This is a genomic window from Bacillus haynesii, assembly GCF_001969855.1.
GTDB classification, from domain to species: domain Bacteria; phylum Bacillota; class Bacilli; order Bacillales; family Bacillaceae; genus Bacillus; species Bacillus haynesii.
Genome location: NZ_MRBL01000037.1, coordinates 39,446 through 56,289, shown reverse-complemented (window position 1 = coordinate 56,289; position 16,844 = coordinate 39,446). Strand labels below are relative to the sequence as shown.

17 protein-coding genes, 1 rRNA gene and 1 riboswitch are annotated in these 16,844 nt (G+C 45.2%); of the genes, 10 read left to right on the top strand and 8 right to left on the bottom strand.

All coding sequences use genetic code 11. From position 1 onward, the window contains the following. Nucleotides 1-254 (bottom strand): 16S ribosomal RNA (locus BTA31_RS21270); the annotation flags it as partial. Between the two features lie 624 nt (nt 255-878). Further along, nucleotides 879-1,979, bottom strand: coding sequence for a GntR family transcriptional regulator (locus BTA31_RS21265; RefSeq protein ID WP_076794086.1), 1,101 nt, complete (start codon nt 1,977-1,979; stop codon nt 879-881). A 162-nt stretch (nt 1,980-2,141) separates the two neighbouring features. After that, a riboswitch (TPP riboswitch) is annotated at nt 2,142-2,241 on the top strand. A gap of 111 nt (nt 2,242-2,352) precedes the next feature. Here BTA31_RS21265 and thiT point away from each other — a divergent pair. Next, nucleotides 2,353-2,937, top strand: a complete 585-nt coding sequence (gene thiT / locus BTA31_RS21260; protein ID WP_076794083.1) for an energy-coupled thiamine transporter ThiT — start codon at nt 2,353-2,355, stop codon at nt 2,935-2,937. 42 nt (nt 2,938-2,979) lie between these two features. Here thiT and BTA31_RS21255 read toward each other — a convergent pair whose 3' ends face one another. After that, nucleotides 2,980-3,546, bottom strand: coding sequence for a class D sortase (locus BTA31_RS21255; RefSeq protein WP_076794081.1), 567 nt, complete (start codon nt 3,544-3,546; stop codon nt 2,980-2,982). 106 nt (nt 3,547-3,652) lie between these two features. Beyond that, the gene (locus tag BTA31_RS21250) at nt 3,653-4,648 is read right to left on the bottom strand and encodes a processed acidic surface protein (RefSeq protein ID WP_076794078.1); all 996 of its coding nucleotides are present in this window, start codon (nt 4,646-4,648) and stop codon (nt 3,653-3,655) included. Nucleotides 4,649-4,828: 180 nt separating this feature from the next. On the opposite strand from BTA31_RS21250, the gene BTA31_RS21245 reads away from it, so the two are divergent. The 6 genes from BTA31_RS21245 to BTA31_RS21225 all read left to right on the top strand — a co-directional run bounded on the left by BTA31_RS21245 (nt 4,829) and on the right by BTA31_RS21225 (nt 9,236). After that, nucleotides 4,829-5,017 carry a hypothetical protein gene (locus BTA31_RS21245; protein WP_003184678.1) on the top strand — a complete coding sequence of 63 codons (189 nt, stop codon included), beginning with the start codon at nt 4,829-4,831 and terminating at the stop codon, nt 5,015-5,017. Between the two features lie 124 nt (nt 5,018-5,141). Then, on the top strand, nt 5,142-6,254 hold the full coding sequence (locus tag BTA31_RS21240) for a response regulator aspartate phosphatase (protein WP_043928501.1): 1,113 nt from the start codon (nt 5,142-5,144) through the stop codon (nt 6,252-6,254). A gap of 1 nt (nt 6,255) precedes the next feature. Further along, nucleotides 6,256-6,384, top strand: coding sequence for a hypothetical protein (locus BTA31_RS23610; protein WP_255204467.1), 129 nt, complete (start codon nt 6,256-6,258; stop codon nt 6,382-6,384). Nucleotides 6,385-6,463: 79 nt separating this feature from the next. Then, on the top strand, nt 6,464-7,111 hold the full coding sequence (gene pcp, locus BTA31_RS21235) for a pyroglutamyl-peptidase I (protein ID WP_076794075.1): 648 nt from the start codon (nt 6,464-6,466) through the stop codon (nt 7,109-7,111). A 146-nt stretch (nt 7,112-7,257) separates the two neighbouring features. After that, a complete protein-coding gene (locus tag BTA31_RS21230; RefSeq protein ID WP_076794073.1) occupies nt 7,258-7,914 on the top strand; it encodes a potassium channel family protein in 657 nt (218 codons plus the stop codon). A gap of 2 nt (nt 7,915-7,916) precedes the next feature. Then, on the top strand, nt 7,917-9,236 hold the full coding sequence (locus BTA31_RS21225; RefSeq protein WP_076794070.1) for a TrkH family potassium uptake protein: 1,320 nt from the start codon (nt 7,917-7,919) through the stop codon (nt 9,234-9,236). Nucleotides 9,237-9,246: 10 nt separating this feature from the next. On the opposite strand, the gene BTA31_RS21220 is transcribed toward BTA31_RS21225, so the two are convergent. Continuing rightward, entirely contained in the window at nt 9,247-10,161 is a 915-nt protein-coding gene (locus BTA31_RS21220; RefSeq protein WP_076794068.1) for a DMT family transporter, read from the bottom strand. Nucleotides 10,162-10,278: 117 nt separating this feature from the next. On the opposite strand from BTA31_RS21220, the gene BTA31_RS21215 reads away from it, so the two are divergent. Beyond that, nucleotides 10,279-10,764, top strand: a complete 486-nt coding sequence (locus tag BTA31_RS21215; protein WP_043928494.1) for a DinB family protein — start codon at nt 10,279-10,281, stop codon at nt 10,762-10,764. A 40-nt stretch (nt 10,765-10,804) separates the two neighbouring features. On the opposite strand, the gene BTA31_RS21210 is transcribed toward BTA31_RS21215, so the two are convergent. The 3 genes from BTA31_RS21210 to betB form a co-directional block, all read right to left on the bottom strand. After that, nucleotides 10,805-11,386, bottom strand: coding sequence for an MOSC domain-containing protein (locus tag BTA31_RS21210; RefSeq protein ID WP_043928493.1), 582 nt, complete (start codon nt 11,384-11,386; stop codon nt 10,805-10,807). 108 nt (nt 11,387-11,494) lie between these two features. Then, on the bottom strand, nt 11,495-12,703 hold the full coding sequence (locus BTA31_RS21205; protein ID WP_076794066.1) for an iron-containing alcohol dehydrogenase: 1,209 nt from the start codon (nt 12,701-12,703) through the stop codon (nt 11,495-11,497). A gap of 17 nt (nt 12,704-12,720) precedes the next feature. Next, a complete protein-coding gene (betB, locus tag BTA31_RS21200; protein WP_076794064.1) occupies nt 12,721-14,193 on the bottom strand; it encodes a betaine-aldehyde dehydrogenase in 1,473 nt (490 codons plus the stop codon). 323 nt (nt 14,194-14,516) lie between these two features. On the opposite strand from betB, the gene cudC reads away from it, so the two are divergent. Next, a complete protein-coding gene (gene cudC, locus BTA31_RS21195) occupies nt 14,517-15,071 on the top strand; it encodes a choline uptake/conversion transcriptional regulator CudC (protein ID WP_043928490.1) in 555 nt (184 codons plus the stop codon). A 120-nt stretch (nt 15,072-15,191) separates the two neighbouring features. Then, nucleotides 15,192-16,820, top strand: a complete 1,629-nt coding sequence (locus tag BTA31_RS21190; RefSeq protein ID WP_076794062.1) for a high affinity choline transporter 1 — start codon at nt 15,192-15,194, stop codon at nt 16,818-16,820. The last annotated feature ends 24 nt before the right edge of the window (nt 16,821-16,844 follow it).

The following is a 16,844-nucleotide window of genomic DNA, read 5'->3' as shown; positions in this document are numbered from 1 at the left end:
CTAATGCGCCGCGGGTCCATCTGTAAGTGGTAGCTAAAAGCCACCTTTTATAATTGAACCATGCGGTTCAATCAAGCATCCGGTATTAGCCCCGGTTTCCCGGAGTTATCCCAGTCTTACAGGCAGGTTACCCACGTGTTACTCACCCGTCCGCCGCTAACCTAAGGGAGCAAGCTCCCGTCGGTCCGCTCGACTTGCATGTATTAGGCACGCCGCCAGCGTTCGTCCTGAGCCAGGATCAAACTCTCCACGAAATAATGGAGCGCAGATTAAGTTCGTCACATCCTGTGACAACATCTGCATGACCTGCATCGTGCAGGCCCCTGACTACGCACACTCGCATGTGCGATTTATTTAATGAATTAACAGGTACGTTTGTCTTGTTTAGTTTTCAAAGATCATTTCCGCCTCTCGAAGAAGCGACTTTACTAATATAACATTCTATCAATGTGAATGTCAACAACTTTTTTCAAGAAATTTTTGAAGTTGTTTTTATAAAGCCTTCTTTTTAGGGGCGGATACTAATATAACATCTATTTTCGCTTTGCACAATAGCTTTTTTAAAAAAATAATAATCAAATGAATTGGACTTAGGTGATTCATGAGCAGCTGGAGCAGACGGCAATTGGCGTAATGTATTCCTTCTTACTGTTTTCTTCTATATAAAAGATATACAGCGGTCTTTAACAGCTGAACACGATCTGAAGCTGCAGAGATGACATTAAACTCTCCGCTATCAGCCTTCACTTTAATAAAAGCTCCGAATTCGGAGCTTTTTAAAGGATCTATCTTCGTCTCATTATCATCCACTCTGTCGTGCAGTTAAGCAATGAAAGCAGCCGAACACTTGAGTCGCTTGTATAGGTAAAGCTGATCAGCTACCTTTTCAGCTTGGCAGTCGAATGTCTGACAACCAGTTCAGGTTTATAGACGGTAGAATGCTCAAGCTTATCCGTGTTGCGTCCCTCAACTTTGGCAATCATCCATTTTGCCGCCTCAATCCCCATCTGCATTTTCGGATGGGTGACTGATGTCAGCTTCACTTCAGATGCCTCGCTCAAGTGTGAGTCGTCATATCCGACAATCGATATATCTTCCGGTACTTTCAAACCGAATTCCCTCACGACATCCAACACCATAAGGGCTATCTCGTCATTATAGCAGAATATGGCAGTCGGGCGGTCTGATGAGGAAAGCCGCTTCCTAGCTTCAGCAATCGTTTTTTCTTTTTTGTTCTCTGTTGTGTAAGTCACGACCATTTCCGGATAAAACGACAAGCCGTTTTCTCTGAAAGCCCGGATAAATCCTTTCATCCGGTTGACACCCTGCATATCGTCCTGTTTAAAGAAACCGAACATTTTTTCATGGCCAAGCTTAATCAAATGCTCTGTGGCGATAAAACCGCCGTGCTCATCATCCAAAATGAAATGAGGCGGGTTTAACTCCTGATATAATTGGTTGATCATCAAATACGGTATATGGTGCTGTTCAAGCGTCAGATAGTAATTTAAATTCGGATTAAAGCTACCGGTTTTCGTCGGCTCCACAATCAACCCATCAATTTTTTTGTCAAGCATATTCACAAGACATTGTTTTTCTTTTTCAATGTCATTATTCGTGCTCGCGACGACCAAGGTGTAACCTTCACTCGACAGCGAAGATTCGATACCTGTTATAATAGAAGGAAAAATGTAATCCGAAAGGTAAGTCGTAATAACCCCGATCATCTTATTTCTTTCCCTTCCTTTTTCAGAAAGCTGAAGGCGGTGAGAGCAATACGTCCCTGAGCCTTGCTCTCTGTATAAAAGCCCTTCATGAACAAGGTCGCCAATCGCTTGCCGGATCGTATGCCTGCTCACATCAAATATTTTCATCAATTCGTTTTCAGAATGGATTTTTTCGCCCGGCTTTACTTTGCCTTTATATATCCACGATTTAATTTCATTTTTCACCATGCTGTATTTTGTGAGTTCACTCATCAGATCAACCCTTTACTGCATCTTGTACGTATGAATAAGTTCTATTATAAAGGAAAAGATGTTTGCATTGCTACATATTGGAGAGTTTTAGCAAAATTTTTCGAAAAATTAGCTTGTCGTCCGTTTCTTTTTTTAGTATAGTAAAATATAACTAAATAACTTGATGACCACAAGGGGAGCCTCCGGGCTGAGAGTGAACGACCGTTCTGACCCTTCGAACCTGTTAGTTAACGCTGGCGTAGGGATGTGGCAAAGTCATTTCTAATTGCATCCAAAGCAGTGCGTGGAAAACTTTCCTACTCCTTCCCCGCATTGCTTTTTTTATTGGGAAAGAAGTCCGGTATCCCTTTGTTCATCAAAAGTGAGGGTTATGATGAATCAATCTAAACGACTTGTACAGCTGATTGAAATTGCGATTATGACAGGAATAGCACTTATACTTGATATGGTGTCCGGAATGTTTTTAAAAATGCCTCAAGGCGGTTCAATCGCAGTTATGATGATTCCGATCTTCCTGATCTCCTTTAGATGGGGACTCAAGGCAGGCCTGGCAACCGGGTTTTTAGCCGGATTGCTTCAATTTGTCACTGGAGGATTTTATGTTGTTCATCCTCTGCAGCTTCTTCTTGATTACTTTATCGCGCCTACTTCCGCGGGAATCGGCGGCTTTTTTGCCGGATCGATCCGAAATGCTTCATTCGAGAAACAAAAAGGAAAGATCATTTCCTATGTTACGCTGGCCGTCTTTCTTGGAAGCGGACTGAAATTTCTCGCACATGTCATCAGCGGCGCTGTCTTTTTTGGAAACTATGCGCCTGAAGGCACTCCGGTATGGATTTATTCATTAATATATAATGGAACATATATGCTTCCGTCTTTCATCGTCTGCACAATCGTCCTTTGTTTACTGCTGCCAACCGCGCCAAGACTTCTGGAAAACAGATCAAACATCAGATAACATAAAAAAAACAGCGGGCTCGCCTGAGATTCCGCTGTTTTTTTATGTTTTAATCAAATCTGCGACCAATATATACCGCTCCGGTGCTGAGCCGATAAAGTCAAAAGGATAGCAAGTGGAAACCGTCAATGTCGCTCTCGGCTTCGGTACAATCACCGTCCGGTCATCCGCATCCACGATCCGGACCTTTTTCACTTTGTATGTAAAAGTTCCGTAGGAAGCTTCAACAATTAACTGATCGCCTTTCCCCACTCGGCCGAGTTTTCGGAAAACCGTATCCCGGTGGCCTGATAAAACCGAGTTGTCATCTTCTCCAGGCAGAACGGATCCTGCGAAATGGCCCACGCCTTTTTGCAGCTCGTCTTCATCTGTCCCATGATATATCGGAAGCCTTGCATTGATTTTCGGAATAACAAGATCACCGATTTTCTCCCCGGTTTCAAATGTTTGATCAATGACCGTCTTTTCTTTTTTCGTCGTCTGAATCGGGGGTTTTTCAGGTTTTTCAGGCTTTTCCTCTTCTTTCATCTGCTGAAATGAAAAAAGAGCGTAGCCGTGCATCAGCTTGAACACATTCGTTGTTGTAAAATAAGCGCCGCATGCAACCATCGCAATGGCTACGAACCAGATGATCTTTTTTCGATGTGCCTTAATTTCCTTTCACTCCTTATAAAAACTTCCCATTCTATACATACTTAGAATGGGAAGAGAAATGTTAAGCCGCTTTGCGAAGCCTTCTGACCATGAAGAATCCGCCAAACATCAGAACGGCGCCAAAGATCGACCATTCCGCATAATGCCCGGCCGTTTTCGGAAGCTTTGCACCTTTAACCGTCTTTTTCACATGAGATTTCTGTGTATCATGTTTGACAGCCGTTTGCGTTTGCTTCACTTTTGACCCTGTGTCATGAATTAAATCAGATCCGATCATTTCAGGCGTCAGCAATACATCCAAAATGAAATTGCCTTGCAGATCGTACACTTCCACCAGAAGGCTTGCTCCCTTCAGATCTTCCGCACTGACAAGCGTAGTCAAAGACACTTCTTTTTTCTTTCCGTCTTTAACAAGATAATATTTCGTTTTCACTTCAAGCGTCTTTTGAAGATCGTTTAAAATGGATAGCATTTCAGCGATATCCTGAGCTGACAGCTCTGATACAGACTCGAAATCGGCTACCGCTTCAAGACGTTCTCCAAGAGCCATCAAGTCATTTTCAAGGTTCGGATTTTTATCGCGCACCTTTCGGAGATGATTCACGAGTCTTTCCCACTCCTGATCATCCACACCCAATTCTTGAAACAGGTTTCCGATCTGAAAATCATCTTCTTCATATGTCACGGTGAAAAGCGCATCGTCCAATTCGTATTCAAACATAAACACGTCGAGAATGTTTTGGCCGCTTTCCATATAGCCATTTTCAACAAAAAGGGCAGCCGCTTCTTTTTCGCTCAATCCGTATTCTTCCAAATAGGATGCCAAAAGCTTTTTAGTCAGCTTTTGTCCTAAAAAGTCTTTCAACTCTTCCACCGACTCAAAATCTTTTAAACTCTCATCATATGTATCCTGCAAATAGGCTTCCAATTCCTTTTCTGTCATTCCTATTTCTTCTAGATACTCTTTAAGCTCGGCCTGTTTCGGCGCGGCAAAAGCCCCTGCTGCCGGCACTAAAACCAGGATGCAGACCAATAGTGACATCAGCCTTTTTTTCATTTCGTATGACCCCCTAAGTTTATCTTTCATTTTGATTATAGTGGAAATATTTTAAAAAACATGTATTGTAATTGAAAATCTTTTCGTCTATAATATTTTGTTCTTTTTCCTGTTTAAACAGGCATAATCTTTCCCTCTATTGAATGTAATTATAGTAAGGCGAATAGAGGAGGTATACAAATGAATCCTTACTATATGATGCTCTTATGTTACGTCCTATCGATCATCCACTTTTTAATAGGCTACCGGGAAGCCCTGAAAATAAGCGGAGCTGACGGGCTGGTCAACGGAACCGCAATGATCTCCTGTATTCCGCTTGGCGCGGTTTTCGCTTTTTTCGCGCACTTTTTTTGGAAAATGACGATTTAATTTCAGAAATGAATTTTTCACCAACAAACTTGCATTTCGGTGTTATTCACAGACGGCGGCAGTTTATGCTATGATTAATAGAACTTCAATTTACAAAAAATTCACAAAGATTGGAGGGAAGAGAATGGCCAAAGCCGTGGCTTCTCAAGAAGTCGCCAATATGCTGAACGACTGGTACATACTGATGAAAAAACGAGACATTTCAGGTTCAATCGAAATGAAAGATGACATAGATAAAGCAATTGAAAAGATGGAAGAGGATCATGACGTTCTTCTCTATTATCAAATGCTGGATTTTCGCTTAAGGCTCCTTCTTGAAGATATCTCCCAATCTTCCACCGAAAAATTGGAAGCCATCAGTTTTCAGGACAAAGATCCAAAAAGTACGGACGACAAGCTGAATTATTATTTTTATCTGTTCAAAGGGATTTATGAAGACTACAAGCAAAACCATACAGAAGCGCTCAATTTTTTCAGAATAGCGGAAAAAAGGCTGAGCGTCATTCAAAATGAAATTGAAAAAGCCGAATTCCATTATAAAATTGGTGTTTTGTATTACAACTTAAAAGCGACATGGCTGTCGATTCACCACATCAACATTGCCTCCGGCATCTTCCAAGGATATGACGGCTATGCCAAGCGGGTCATCAACTGCAAAATGTTGATCGGGCTCAATTATATTGACCAATTTAAGTTTGCCGAAAGTGAAGTATTATTAAAGGAAGCAATCGAAAAAACCGAAAAAATCGGCGACCAATATCTTTTACCGTGTACCTACTATAATATGGGCTTTTTGAAGAGTAAGGAAGACAAGCAGAAGGAAGCACTAAAGTATTACAATAAAGCTTTTGCAATCAAAGATTTTGAAACGAAGGCCAAATATGCTTACCTTCTTTGCGTTTATGAAAACACAAGGTCTCTTTTCAAAACCAACTCACACAAACAAGCATTTAAATGGATCGAAGTGGGCTTTAAAAAATCTCTGGAAATGAACAGCGAAATTTTCGAATTGAAATTCAAAATTTTATATACATTATATTCTGATACACAGAATAAACTGGAAATAATCAAGGACTATGTTCACCAGTTAGAAAATGAAAAAGCCTGGGTAGATTTGGAGGAATTATTGATGGATGTAGCGAATTACTACAGGCGAGAAAAGTTATATGAAGAAGCCATATACTTTTACATTAAAACAGACAAGGCGAGCAAGCTCGCCGGAAGAGGAGGAGAATAAAATGAAAAAAGTATTATTAACAGCAGTTGTATTAGGTGCAGTTTTCAGCTTTTCATTCGTAAATCATGCACCGGAAGCGGCTTCTCAAGGAGATCAGGTACTTCTGGCATCCCGGGGATCAGGAGCATAAAACATTTCAAAAAATACCCATTCAGACATCTGCTGAATGGGTATTTTGCACTTTACATTCATATTCAGGAGTGATCGATATGGGAAAGAAAGTACTGCTGACAGGCTTTGACCCCTTCGGGGGAGAAACGGTCAATCCGTCCTGGGAAGCTGTAAAACGGCTGAACGGAGAGGTAGTCGAAGACGTTTCTATCGCGGCGGAGCAGATTCCGACCGTTTTTCATCATTCAGCGGCCGTTTTGGAAAAAGCGATCGAAAAGCACAAACCCGATGTCGTCATTTGTGTAGGACAAGCAGGCGGCAGGGCTCATATGACACCGGAACGCATCGCAATCAACATCGATGACGCTCGCATTCCGGATAATGAAGACCGGGAACCGATCGATGAACCCATCGCGGAAGACGGGCCTGCAGCTTACTGGTCCGCGCTTCCGATCAAGCTCATTGTGAAAGAGTTGAGAAAAAACGGAATCCCGGCCTCTGTCTCCAATTCAGCGGGAACTTTCGTATGCAACCATCTTTTTTACCAGTTAATGCACCGTATAGACCGGACCTCGGCAAACATCCGCGGAGGGTTCATCCACATTCCGTTTCTCCCCGAACAAACAGTCGATAAACATGAGCCGAGCCTCAGCCTTGAAACGATCGTCGAAGGACTGAGGATAGCTGCAGTCACCTCCGCCCTTCACGAAAAAGACATTCGCGAAACCGGAGGCTCGCTCAGCTGACACCAAAGCCGCCTCAAAGCGGCTCTCCGGCTTCGAAAAAAGCCGCTTGATCCCTTGCCGCTTTTACCCGGATTCTAGTACATCTTGTGTGTTTTTCTTAAAAAAAGTAAACACTATAAGAAAAACAGGTAAAAGGGTGAACACGGATGCAGAAATCTTATGCCGTTTTCGGGCTCGGCCAGTTCGGCGGCAGCCTTGTGAAAGCCTTCCACGCAAAAGGAGCGGAAGTCTTAGGCATCGACAAATCAGAAGAAAAAGTAAACGAATATTCTGCTTATGCAACCTACACCATTTGCGCCAACGCCGTTGATGAAAAGACATTGAAACAAATCGGGATACGCAACATCGACCACGCATTTGTATCATTCGGCGATGACATTGAAGCAAGCATTCTGACCTCGCTTTTGCTGATTGAAATGGGCGTTCCCAAAGTATGGACGAAAGCACAAAATGACTATCACCAAAAGGTTCTGCATAAAATCGGCGTCCATCGTATCATTCATCCTGAAAAAGATATGGCCAAGCGGATAGCCAGCCATATCACCTCGGAAAAGATGATTGATTTTGTTGAGCTGTCGCCAAACTACAGCATCGTCGAAATTGTGGCAACTAAAAAGCTGGACAAAAGAAGCCTGGGGGATATCGATGTACGCGCCAACTTCGGCTGCAACATCGTCGGCATAAAAAGGGACGGGCATTTCATCATCGCACCGAGCGCTGACGACATGATATATGAAAACGATATTTTGATTGTGATCGGGCAAAACAAAGATATTGAGACCTTTGAAAAAAAGGGCGATTAACCGTGAAGTTTAAACAGATTCAATTAAGCCCGTCCCAACTGCTCGTGCTAGTGTTTTTATTTTTTATCATATTAGGAACCCTTTTATTGAAGATGCCGGCAGCAACGCCTAAACCCATAGGCTGGATTGATACGCTTTTTACATCGACCTCGGCGATGACTGTTACCGGTTTGGCCGTTGTTGATACAAGCACGGATTATACGATGTTCGGTCAGCTCATGATCCTCGTTCTCATTCAGCTCGGGGGACTCGGCATCATGTCATTTGCGGTGCTTATTTTTATTATGCTCGGGAAAAAAATCGGCCTGAAAGAACGGCTGTTGATTCAGCAGTCGCTCAATCAAACTTCTTTAGGCGGGATTATTAAACTCATCAAGAGTTTGTTTATTTACTCCTTCGCGATTGAAATGCTGGCGATGCTGATACTGGCTGTCAAATGGGTTCCTGAATACGGTTTCGCACGCGGCATCTACTGCAGCCTGTTCCACGCGGTTTCCGCCTTTAACAATGCGGGATTTTCCATATGGCCGGACAGTTTAATGCGGTATGAAGGCGATCCGCTCGTCAACCTGGTGATCAGTTTTTTGTTCATCATCGGCGGGATAGGGTTTACCGTATTGTCCGATTTATGGGATAAGCGGAGCTTAAAAAAATTGAGCCTTCATTCAAAATTGATGATATATGGTACGTTTATCATCAATTTGGCAGCCATGATCTTCATCTTTCTGCTTGAGTATCAAAATCAAAAAACGCTGGGAATGCTTCCGCTAACTGAAAAACTTTGGGGCGCCTATTTTCAGGCCGTGACCCCGCGAACAGCGGGATTTAACACGACAGACATCGGAAGCCTGCGCGAAAGCACGATCACGCTTTTGCTCCTTCTTATGTTTGTCGGAGCGGGGAGCGCATCGACCGGCGGAGGGATCAAGCTGACGACGTTTCTTGTCATTCTCCTGTCGGTGATCACTTTTTTAAAGGGCAAAAAACATATTTCAATAGCAAAAAAAACGCTGAAAGACCAATTGATCATCCGTTCGCTCGCTGTTTCAACAATCAGCGTGCTATTGATTTTAACAGCCGTCTTTATTTTAAATATGACAGAACCTAAACCGTTTTTGGCGATTTTGTTTGAAGTCGTATCAGCCTTCGGCACCGTCGGCCTGTCAATGGGGATTACGGCCGACCTGTCCCCTATCGGAAAGATGCTGATTATTTTCATTATGTATCTCGGAAAACTCGGGCCGCTCACATTGGCGTTTTCCCTGGCCAGACCTGAACAGGAAAACATCCGCTATTCAAGCGAAGATATTTTGACTGGATAAAGTGCAGACTTTAAAGCGCCTTGTGCGTTTTCCCTTTCACAGCCGGGACGTTGTCTTTCCGTATGCTTTGCGAGGCCATGAACAGGATGATGCCTGAAAAAATGACCGCTCCGCCGATTACTTGCGTCATCATGACGGATTCGTCTAAAATCCAATACGCCAACGCAACCGCTCCGACGGGTTCAAATAAAATCGCCACAGAAATCATATTGGTGCTCAGCCATTTCAGCACCCAGTTAAACAGCGAGTGGCCGAGCAAAGTCGGAATGACGGCAAGCAGGAAGAAGTACCCCCAATCTGACGCAGGATAAGAAAAAAAGGCGGCGCCCGAAATCAGGCAGTATAGACATAAAGTGAGGGCGCTGATTCCATACACAATAAAAGTGTAAACGGTCAAACTGTGGCGTTTTCTGACATGCTGTCCAAACAGCAGATATGCCGTCACAAGCGCGCATGCCAAGAGTGCAAGAATGTCGCCGTAGAGCGCCTGGCCGCTTACTTTGAAATCCCCCCAGCTGATGTACACGCTTCCGCCGATCGCGAGGAGCGCACTGATGATCCCGGCGAATGACACTCTTTCTTTAAATAAAAAGTATGTACCGATAAAAGAAAAAATCGGCTGCAGCGTAACGAGAACAACCGAGCTCGCCACTGACGTGTAATCAAGCGAGCGAAACCATAAAATAAAATGAAATGCCAAAAAGAATCCCGCTGCCGCGGAAAACAGCCAGTCTTTTTTCGAAAAACTCAAGACTTCTTTTCTTTTTCCCCAGAAAAAAGGAAAGATCAGCAAAGCGGAAAAAAAGAGACGATAAAAAGCGATGATTCCAGCATCAGCTGTTGACAGCCTGACGAAAATGGCGGAGGAAGACACAGCCAGCACCCCGACCACTAATGCTATATACGGATACAATGTGGTTCTCAAATAAATCCTTCCTTCTGTTCATTTTTTCTTAAGCATATCCGATGGCGCTGCGAAAATCGAGTGTTTTTTGGTTATTTTACCAGCCTGCGATATGGTACAGTAAGAACAGGAGGGGATATGATGAGCATTTTTAATGAAGCAAGAAAAGAACTTTGGAGCGAGATTCAAGGCCTGTCAGACGAAACGCTGAATAAAAGGCCCGCGGAAGACGAATGGAGCATTCAAGAAGTGATCGACCACCTGAAAAAAATCGACCTGATGGCACTTCAAATCCTGAAGGAACAAATCAAGCATGCACCGGTTAAAACAATCGAAGATAAACCGGTTCATCAGTCGGAAGACAGAAGCTCCAAACGAAAGGCGCCTCCCTATGCTGAGCCGGAAAGAAAAACGGCGGATGCTTTAACCCTCAAAGCTGAGCTCGACAATGTCAGAACTCAATTAACTTCAGTCATCGCTGCCTTTCACGATGAAGATTTTCAAAGGGTGCTGCCGCATCCGGTTTTCGAAGAGCTTACGGTCAGGCAGTGGCTCGACTTCATCGGCCATCATGAAAGAAGGCATATGAAACAGATCAAAGAAATCAAGCAGAAACTGTTGTAATACGCGGAAAGCCCCGGCTTACTCGGGGCTTTTCATCCGCTCAGGCAAACGACCTGGCGTCTTTCATGGCAGCAGGCGAATACGCCCACACTTCTGCCTGGTCGCCTTGATGGATCTGACCCGGGCGTTCGACGACACAGACGATTCCCCTTCTTCCCATCGCATGGCGCACAAAGCGCGAAGCAAGCTTCGGTTTGTCGGGAAACTGCTCCTGAATGACTTCTCCTGGCTGGATGCACGGCTCATTCTCACCCTCGCACAACAGAGAGGCGCCGCTCGGAAAAACGATTCTGCTTCCTTCTCTTAATGAGGTTAAATCAGGCAGTCCGCTTAATGCGATATTGGCCCCGAGCCATTCCGGAAGTACCGCAGGAATGTTCAGCCGTCCGGCAATCTCAAGGCACTCTTCTACCGAGACCATCGAAATCTGCCTCCTGTTGAAAATCTCCGTTCCTCTTTTATACATCGGCTCCCTTGCCCCGGCTTTTTTCGTCAGACCAAAATGCAGGTCACCCGGTATGCCCCCGTAATCGATCGCGATCTTTACCTGTTTCTCTGTCACAAATGACGGTGTGTCCGCTATGTATACGTTCTCCGCAACAGCCGTGTGCTTTTTCCACATTCAACCCATCCCCTTTTTTCAAGATGTGATTTATTTTACAATGCTTCCCTTTTTTTCTCAAATTGAGAAAGCCCGCTGTGCATTCAACAGCGGGCTTAACACATTTCTTTATACAGTTTTCGGGGTCAGATTAAAGCAGCGTTTGTAAATCCAATTATACGCTTTTTCGTTCAGGTCTCTCGGGTTTCCGACCGTTTGCGGATCTTTCATCGCTTCTTTTGAAAGGCGGTCGATCATGTCAGGTGATACGTCTTGCTCTTCAAGACTAGGAATCTCCAAGTCTTCCACAAGCTGATACATCCAGTTCACTGCAGCTTTAGCTGCTTCAACTGTAGACATGCCGCTTGTGTCAATTCCGAACGCTTTTGCAATGCGGGCGAATTTTTCAGGGTAGCCTTTCCAATTGTATTCCATTACAGGGCCCATCATCGCTGCCACACATTGGCCGTGCGCGACAGGAATGATTCCTCCGAGCGTCTGGCTCATCGCGTGAGCAGCGCCTGCAGATTCGCTTCCGTAAGAAAGGCCTGCAAGCATAGCCGCCTGCGCCATGCCGTATCTCGCTTCAAGATCTTCGCCATCGGCAAACGCTCTGCGGATGTAATGTGCGCCATATTCGATCGCAAGAAGGGCTACAGCGTCAGTAATCGGCTGGGCAAATTTCATCGTATAGCACTCGATGGCGTGAGCCAAAGCGTCAACGCCGGTCATCGCTGTGACGTGCGGAGGCATTGATACATGCAATTCAGGATCGATAACTGTTAAGTGAGCAGCAATCAGCGGGCCGCCCGTATTGAATTTAAATTCACGCTCTTCATCTGTGATAACCGCCCACTGTGTAACTTCTGAGCCGGTTCCGGCAGTCGTCGGGATCGTTGTAAGCGGAGGAATCCGGTTTTCAAGCGGCTTTTTTCCTTCTGCGGCTTCATAGTCAAGGACTGAGCCTTCATGAGTGGCTTCGACTCCGATCGCTTTTGCCGTATCCATTGAGCTTCCGCCGCCGACCGCAACAAGGCCGTCGCAGTTTTCTTCAGCATACAGCTTGGAACCTTCAGCGACAAGACGGACAGGCGGATTCGGCTCGACTTTATTAAAGACGACAACTTCAACGCCTGCTTCCTGAAGGGATTCAACGACCGGGTTTGTTACACCGGCTTTGTAGATGCCGGGGTCTGTGACAAGCAGCGCTTTTGAAACGCCAAGCTTTTTCACTTCTTCACCCACATGTTTAACGGCTCCGATTCCGTGCTTAATGACGGTCGGGATTTCAAACGTGTGGAATTTGTTCATCGCTTCTACTTTCATATTTAAAGTCATGAATAATCTCCTCCTTCTTATGCTTTAAACCAATTGACAGCCGCCGGTTTCGTATTGCGGTAGACGTGCTTCACTTCTGTGTATTCTTCAAGGCCCATGCGGCCAAGTTCGCGGCCGATGCCTGATTGCTTGTAACCTCCCCAAGGCGCTTGTGCGAAATAAGGGTGGAAGTCATTGATCCAGACGGTTCCCATGCGCAGTTTGGCAGCGACGCGTTCTGCTTTTTCGATGTCTTTTGACCAAACGGCGCCGGCAAGGCCGTAAATCGTATCGTTTGCAAGTGAGACAACTTCTTCTTCTGTTTTGAATGTTTCAACTGTTAATACAGGACCGAATACTTCTTCCTGAACGATTCTCATATCTGATGTACAGCCCGAGAAGATTGTCGGCAGATAGAAGAAGCCATTTGCAAGTTCAGGGGCCTCCGGTCGTTTTCCGCCTGTTTCCAGCTTGGCGCCTTCTTGCAGGCCGATTTCTACATATTTTTCAACTTTGCTGCGGTGCTCAGCTGAAATGAGCGGACCGCTCTGTGTCTCCACGTGGAATCCGTTGCCAAGTTTGATTTTTTTCGCACGCTTGACAAGCTCTGCGACAAACTCGTCATGAATGGATTCTTCAACGAGAAGACGAGCACCCGCGGAGCAAACCTGTCCTGCGTGGAAGAATACCGCATTCAGCGCCTGGTCAACCGCTACGTCAAAATCTGCGTCTTTAAACACAATATTCGGATTTTTTCCGCCAAGCTCAAGCGCAATTTTTTTCACATTCGTACTTGCAGCCTGCATGATTTTCTTTCCGGTTTCAATTCCGCCGGTGAAGGAAATTAAGTCGACGTCTGTATTTCTGGCAAGTTCATCGCCGACAGTGGCTCCGGGGCCAAGAACAAGGTTGGCAACCCCTTTAGGCACACCGGCTTCTTCCATCAGCTTGAAGATCTTAATGGTTGTCAGCGGTGTGATTTCACTTGGTTTGACAACGATCGTGTTGCCCGCTGCCAAAGCCGGAGCGATTTTCCAGCTAGCCTGCAGAAGCGGATAGTTCCACGGTGTGATCTGCCCGCAGACACCGACCGGCTCCCTGACAATTTCGCTTTTAGAATCGGGAATCGGTGAAGAAATGACTTCTCCGCCATCTTTATCCGCAAGCCCAGCATAATATTGAAATACGTTTGCAATATCATCCATATCGGCTCTGCTTTCTTCAAGCGTCTTGCCGGTATCAAGCGATTCAAGTTCTGCCAGCTCTTCGTGGTCGCGTCTGATCAATTCCGCGATCTTTAATACAATGTTGCCTCGTTCAAGACCCGGCGTATTCGCCCACTCACCGTCGTCAAATGCGCGGCGCGCTGCGGCAATCGCCCGAACAGCGTCTTCTCTGTCTCCTTCACTGACGGTTTCAATATGCTCTTGATTGTAAGGATTGATAATTTGGCGAGTCTCGCCGTTTTTGGCGCCCACCCACTTTCCGTCAATGAAAAGTGTTTGACTCATAAAAGCAGCCTCCTCATTACGCAAAGTTTGTTAAATAAAAATTTAACGTTTTGAACACTTTGAATTTATCATGAGCCATTTTTTGTGTCAAAGGAAATCAGTCTGATTATTTTTTTGAATTTTATGTGAATGCAGAGCTCACATGGGATGAGGCCGTTTGAAAAAAAATTTTGATTTTGACATTTGAATTTCTTTCGTTAAGATAAAGAACATACAGAAATAACTTAACAAACTTAACGCGGATTTCAGATCAATCCCCGATTTTTCGGGGGGCATTGAATCTGCAATGCTGATGTTCCGCTCCTGTGAAAGGAGGCAAGTTAATGGACAATCCCCGTGATCTTTCAGCAAAAGAAGCGATCGCACAGGCAAAGGATCTTGTCATTGATTCAATCGCAGAAACAATGGATCTGTACGGGATTACCCGGAGTGCGGGTATTTTGTACGGAACCATGTACCTATCGGATGAAATGACACTGGACGAGATGCGGGAAGAACTGCAAATGAGCAAGCCCAGCATGAGCACAGGCGTAAAAAAGCTCCAAGACTTAAACGTCGTCAAAAAGACATTCCATAGAGGTAGAAGAAAACACAGCTTTGTTGCTGAAAAAGATTTCTTCAAGTTTTTCACAAGCTTTTTCCCGCAAAAATGGGAAAGGGAAGTCAAAGTGAATCTCATGGCCATTCAAGACGCTCAAAAAGCATTGGAGGACATCGTCGAAAGCGATGGGCTTGACGAAAGGATAAAAGAAGAAGCGAGAACTCTTTATGACCAGCTGGAACATTCAAAACCGTATTATGACTGGCTGCTGAGACTCGCGAAATCTGTCCAATCCGGAGAGATTTTTGAGTTTATACCGATTGATAACAAGAAATAAAAAGGTTTTATCCGCTCTGAAGTCAGCAATTTGCATACTTCTCAGAGTGGCACAAAACCTTTTTTCACATTTTAATTTCACGAAAATTCAAAAAATATTTTTCGGAGGCGATGTGCATACATGAATTATGTTGAGAAGAAAAAAAACTGGATCAAATTAGGTATTTTTGCGCTGTTTGCGGGAGGCATACTCGCGTATATCGGCATTTCGAATGCAGACATTCATTGGGGCGGCTTTATCTCCATGATGATATTCTTTGCTTTCACCTATTATTTAGGCGCATTTTACGCAGCAAAGAAATCAAATTCTTTTTCTGATATGATCGTGGCAAAAAGGAGCATGCCGTTTTTCGTTGGAATGGTGACGATGGCCGCAACATGGGTCGGCGGCGGATATATTAACGGAACGGCTGAATCGGCTTACAGCGACGGCCTCATCTGGGCACAGGCGCCTTGGGGCTACGCATTGAGCCTGATTATCGGCGGTATTTTCTTCGCCAGAAAAATGCGCCGTCATCGATTTATGACCATTATCGATCCTCTCGAACAGCGCTTCGGTAAGCGGATGGCCGGCGTTTTATATATACCGGCGCTGTTAGGAGAATTGTTTTGGAGCGCCGCGATCTTAACGGCACTGGGCACGACTTTCGGAATGATTCTGAATATCGATTTCCAAACATCGATTATTCTTTCGGCGATGATCGCCATCGCTTATACGGTGGCCGGAGGCATGTGGGCAGTCGCTTTCACAGATGTCTTCCAAATGATCATTATTTTGCTCGGGCTGTTTTTAGTCGTCCCATTTGTATTGTCAAATGTCGGTTCACTCGATAGCGTATGGGCAAATTACAGACACGATTTCGGCAGCAGCGCCAATCTGTTTCCGCCGTTGGACGGCTGGAAAAACCCCGAATGGGGAAACCTGTTTTGGAACTGGTGGGATAATGCGCTCCTCTTGATTTTCGGAGGTATCGCATGGCAGGTGTACTTTCAGCGCGTTCTTTCGGCAAAATCGGAAAACGCCGCCATGTGGCAGTCGATTATTGCCGGAGTGATCTGCATCATTGCCGCCATTCCGTGCGTGATCATCGGAGCTGCCGGAAACAGTGCCGATTGGAGCCTGTTCGGAGCGAGCGCTCCGGATAACCCGGCGATGATTTTGCCGCAAACGCTTGCGTATTTAACGCCAGGAATCATCGCAGGCCTCGGCTTGGGTGCAATCGCAGCAGCCGTCATGTCAAGCATGGACTCATCGATTTTATCGGCATCATCAATGGCCGCATGGAATATTTACCGTCCGCTGATCAAGCCGAAGGCCACCCAAAAACAGCTGCAAAAAGTCGTCAAACGCTCAATCGTTTTGTTCGGTGCGGGAGCAGCGATCATCGCGCTGAATGTCAAAAGCGTTTATATATTATGGTATTTGGCTTCAGATTTAGTTTATTGCATTCTTTTTCCCCAGTTAACAATGGCCCTCTTTTATAAAAGAGCAAACCTGTTCGGGTCAATTGCTGGATTTGCAGTTGCAGTCATTCTGAGGCTCGGCGGCGGTGAACCCGCATTTGGCATCCCACCGCTTCTGCCGTATCCGATGATTGAAGACGGCACAGTCCTCTTTCCTTTCCGGACGCTGGCTGCAGTCACAGCATTTATGACGATCTTCGCTGTGTCCGAATTGACGCAGCGCAAATGCCCTCCTAAACAGCTTGTACTCCCCCAAGAAAAACAGAAAGACGATCGCGCGGCTTAAATAGGTAAAACGCCCGGCTTCGGG

What these genes read in the sequence shown, in the direction of transcription:
- BTA31_RS21250 (WP_076794078.1), bottom strand. Translation starts at nt 4,648, where the DNA reads ATGAAAAAAAGGCTGATGTCACTATTGGTCTGCATCCTGGTTTTAGTG.
- BTA31_RS21255 (WP_076794081.1), bottom strand. Translation starts at nt 3,546, where the DNA reads ATGGTTGCATGCGGCGCTTATTTTACAACAACGAATGTGTTCAAGCTG.
- BTA31_RS23610 (WP_255204467.1), top strand. Translation starts at nt 6,256, where the DNA reads ATGAAAAAAGTATTATTAACAGCAGTTGTATTAGGTGCAGTTTTCAGC.
- BTA31_RS21240 (WP_043928501.1), top strand. Translation starts at nt 5,142, where the DNA reads ATGGCCAAAGCCGTGGCTTCTCAAGAAGTCGCCAATATGCTGAACGAC.
- BTA31_RS21245 (WP_003184678.1), top strand. Translation starts at nt 4,829, where the DNA reads ATGAATCCTTACTATATGATGCTCTTATGTTACGTCCTATCGATCATC.
- BTA31_RS21215 (WP_043928494.1), top strand. Translation starts at nt 10,279, where the DNA reads ATGATGAGCATTTTTAATGAAGCAAGAAAAGAACTTTGGAGCGAGATT.
- betB (WP_076794064.1), bottom strand. Translation starts at nt 14,193, where the DNA reads ATGAGTCAAACACTTTTCATTGACGGAAAGTGGGTGGGCGCCAAAAAC.
- BTA31_RS21190 (WP_076794062.1), top strand. Translation starts at nt 15,192, where the DNA reads ATGAATTATGTTGAGAAGAAAAAAAACTGGATCAAATTAGGTATTTTT.
- BTA31_RS21205 (WP_076794066.1), bottom strand. Translation starts at nt 12,703, where the DNA reads ATGACTTTAAATATGAAAGTAGAAGCGATGAACAAATTCCACACGTTT.
- BTA31_RS21230 (WP_076794073.1), top strand. Translation starts at nt 7,258, where the DNA reads ATGCAGAAATCTTATGCCGTTTTCGGGCTCGGCCAGTTCGGCGGCAGC.
- pcp (WP_076794075.1), top strand. Translation starts at nt 6,464, where the DNA reads ATGGGAAAGAAAGTACTGCTGACAGGCTTTGACCCCTTCGGGGGAGAA.
- BTA31_RS21265 (WP_076794086.1), bottom strand. Translation starts at nt 1,979, where the DNA reads ATGAGTGAACTCACAAAATACAGCATGGTGAAAAATGAAATTAAATCG.
- cudC (WP_043928490.1), top strand. Translation starts at nt 14,517, where the DNA reads ATGGACAATCCCCGTGATCTTTCAGCAAAAGAAGCGATCGCACAGGCA.
- BTA31_RS21210 (WP_043928493.1), bottom strand. Translation starts at nt 11,386, where the DNA reads ATGTGGAAAAAGCACACGGCTGTTGCGGAGAACGTATACATAGCGGAC.
- thiT (WP_076794083.1), top strand. Translation starts at nt 2,353, where the DNA reads ATGAATCAATCTAAACGACTTGTACAGCTGATTGAAATTGCGATTATG.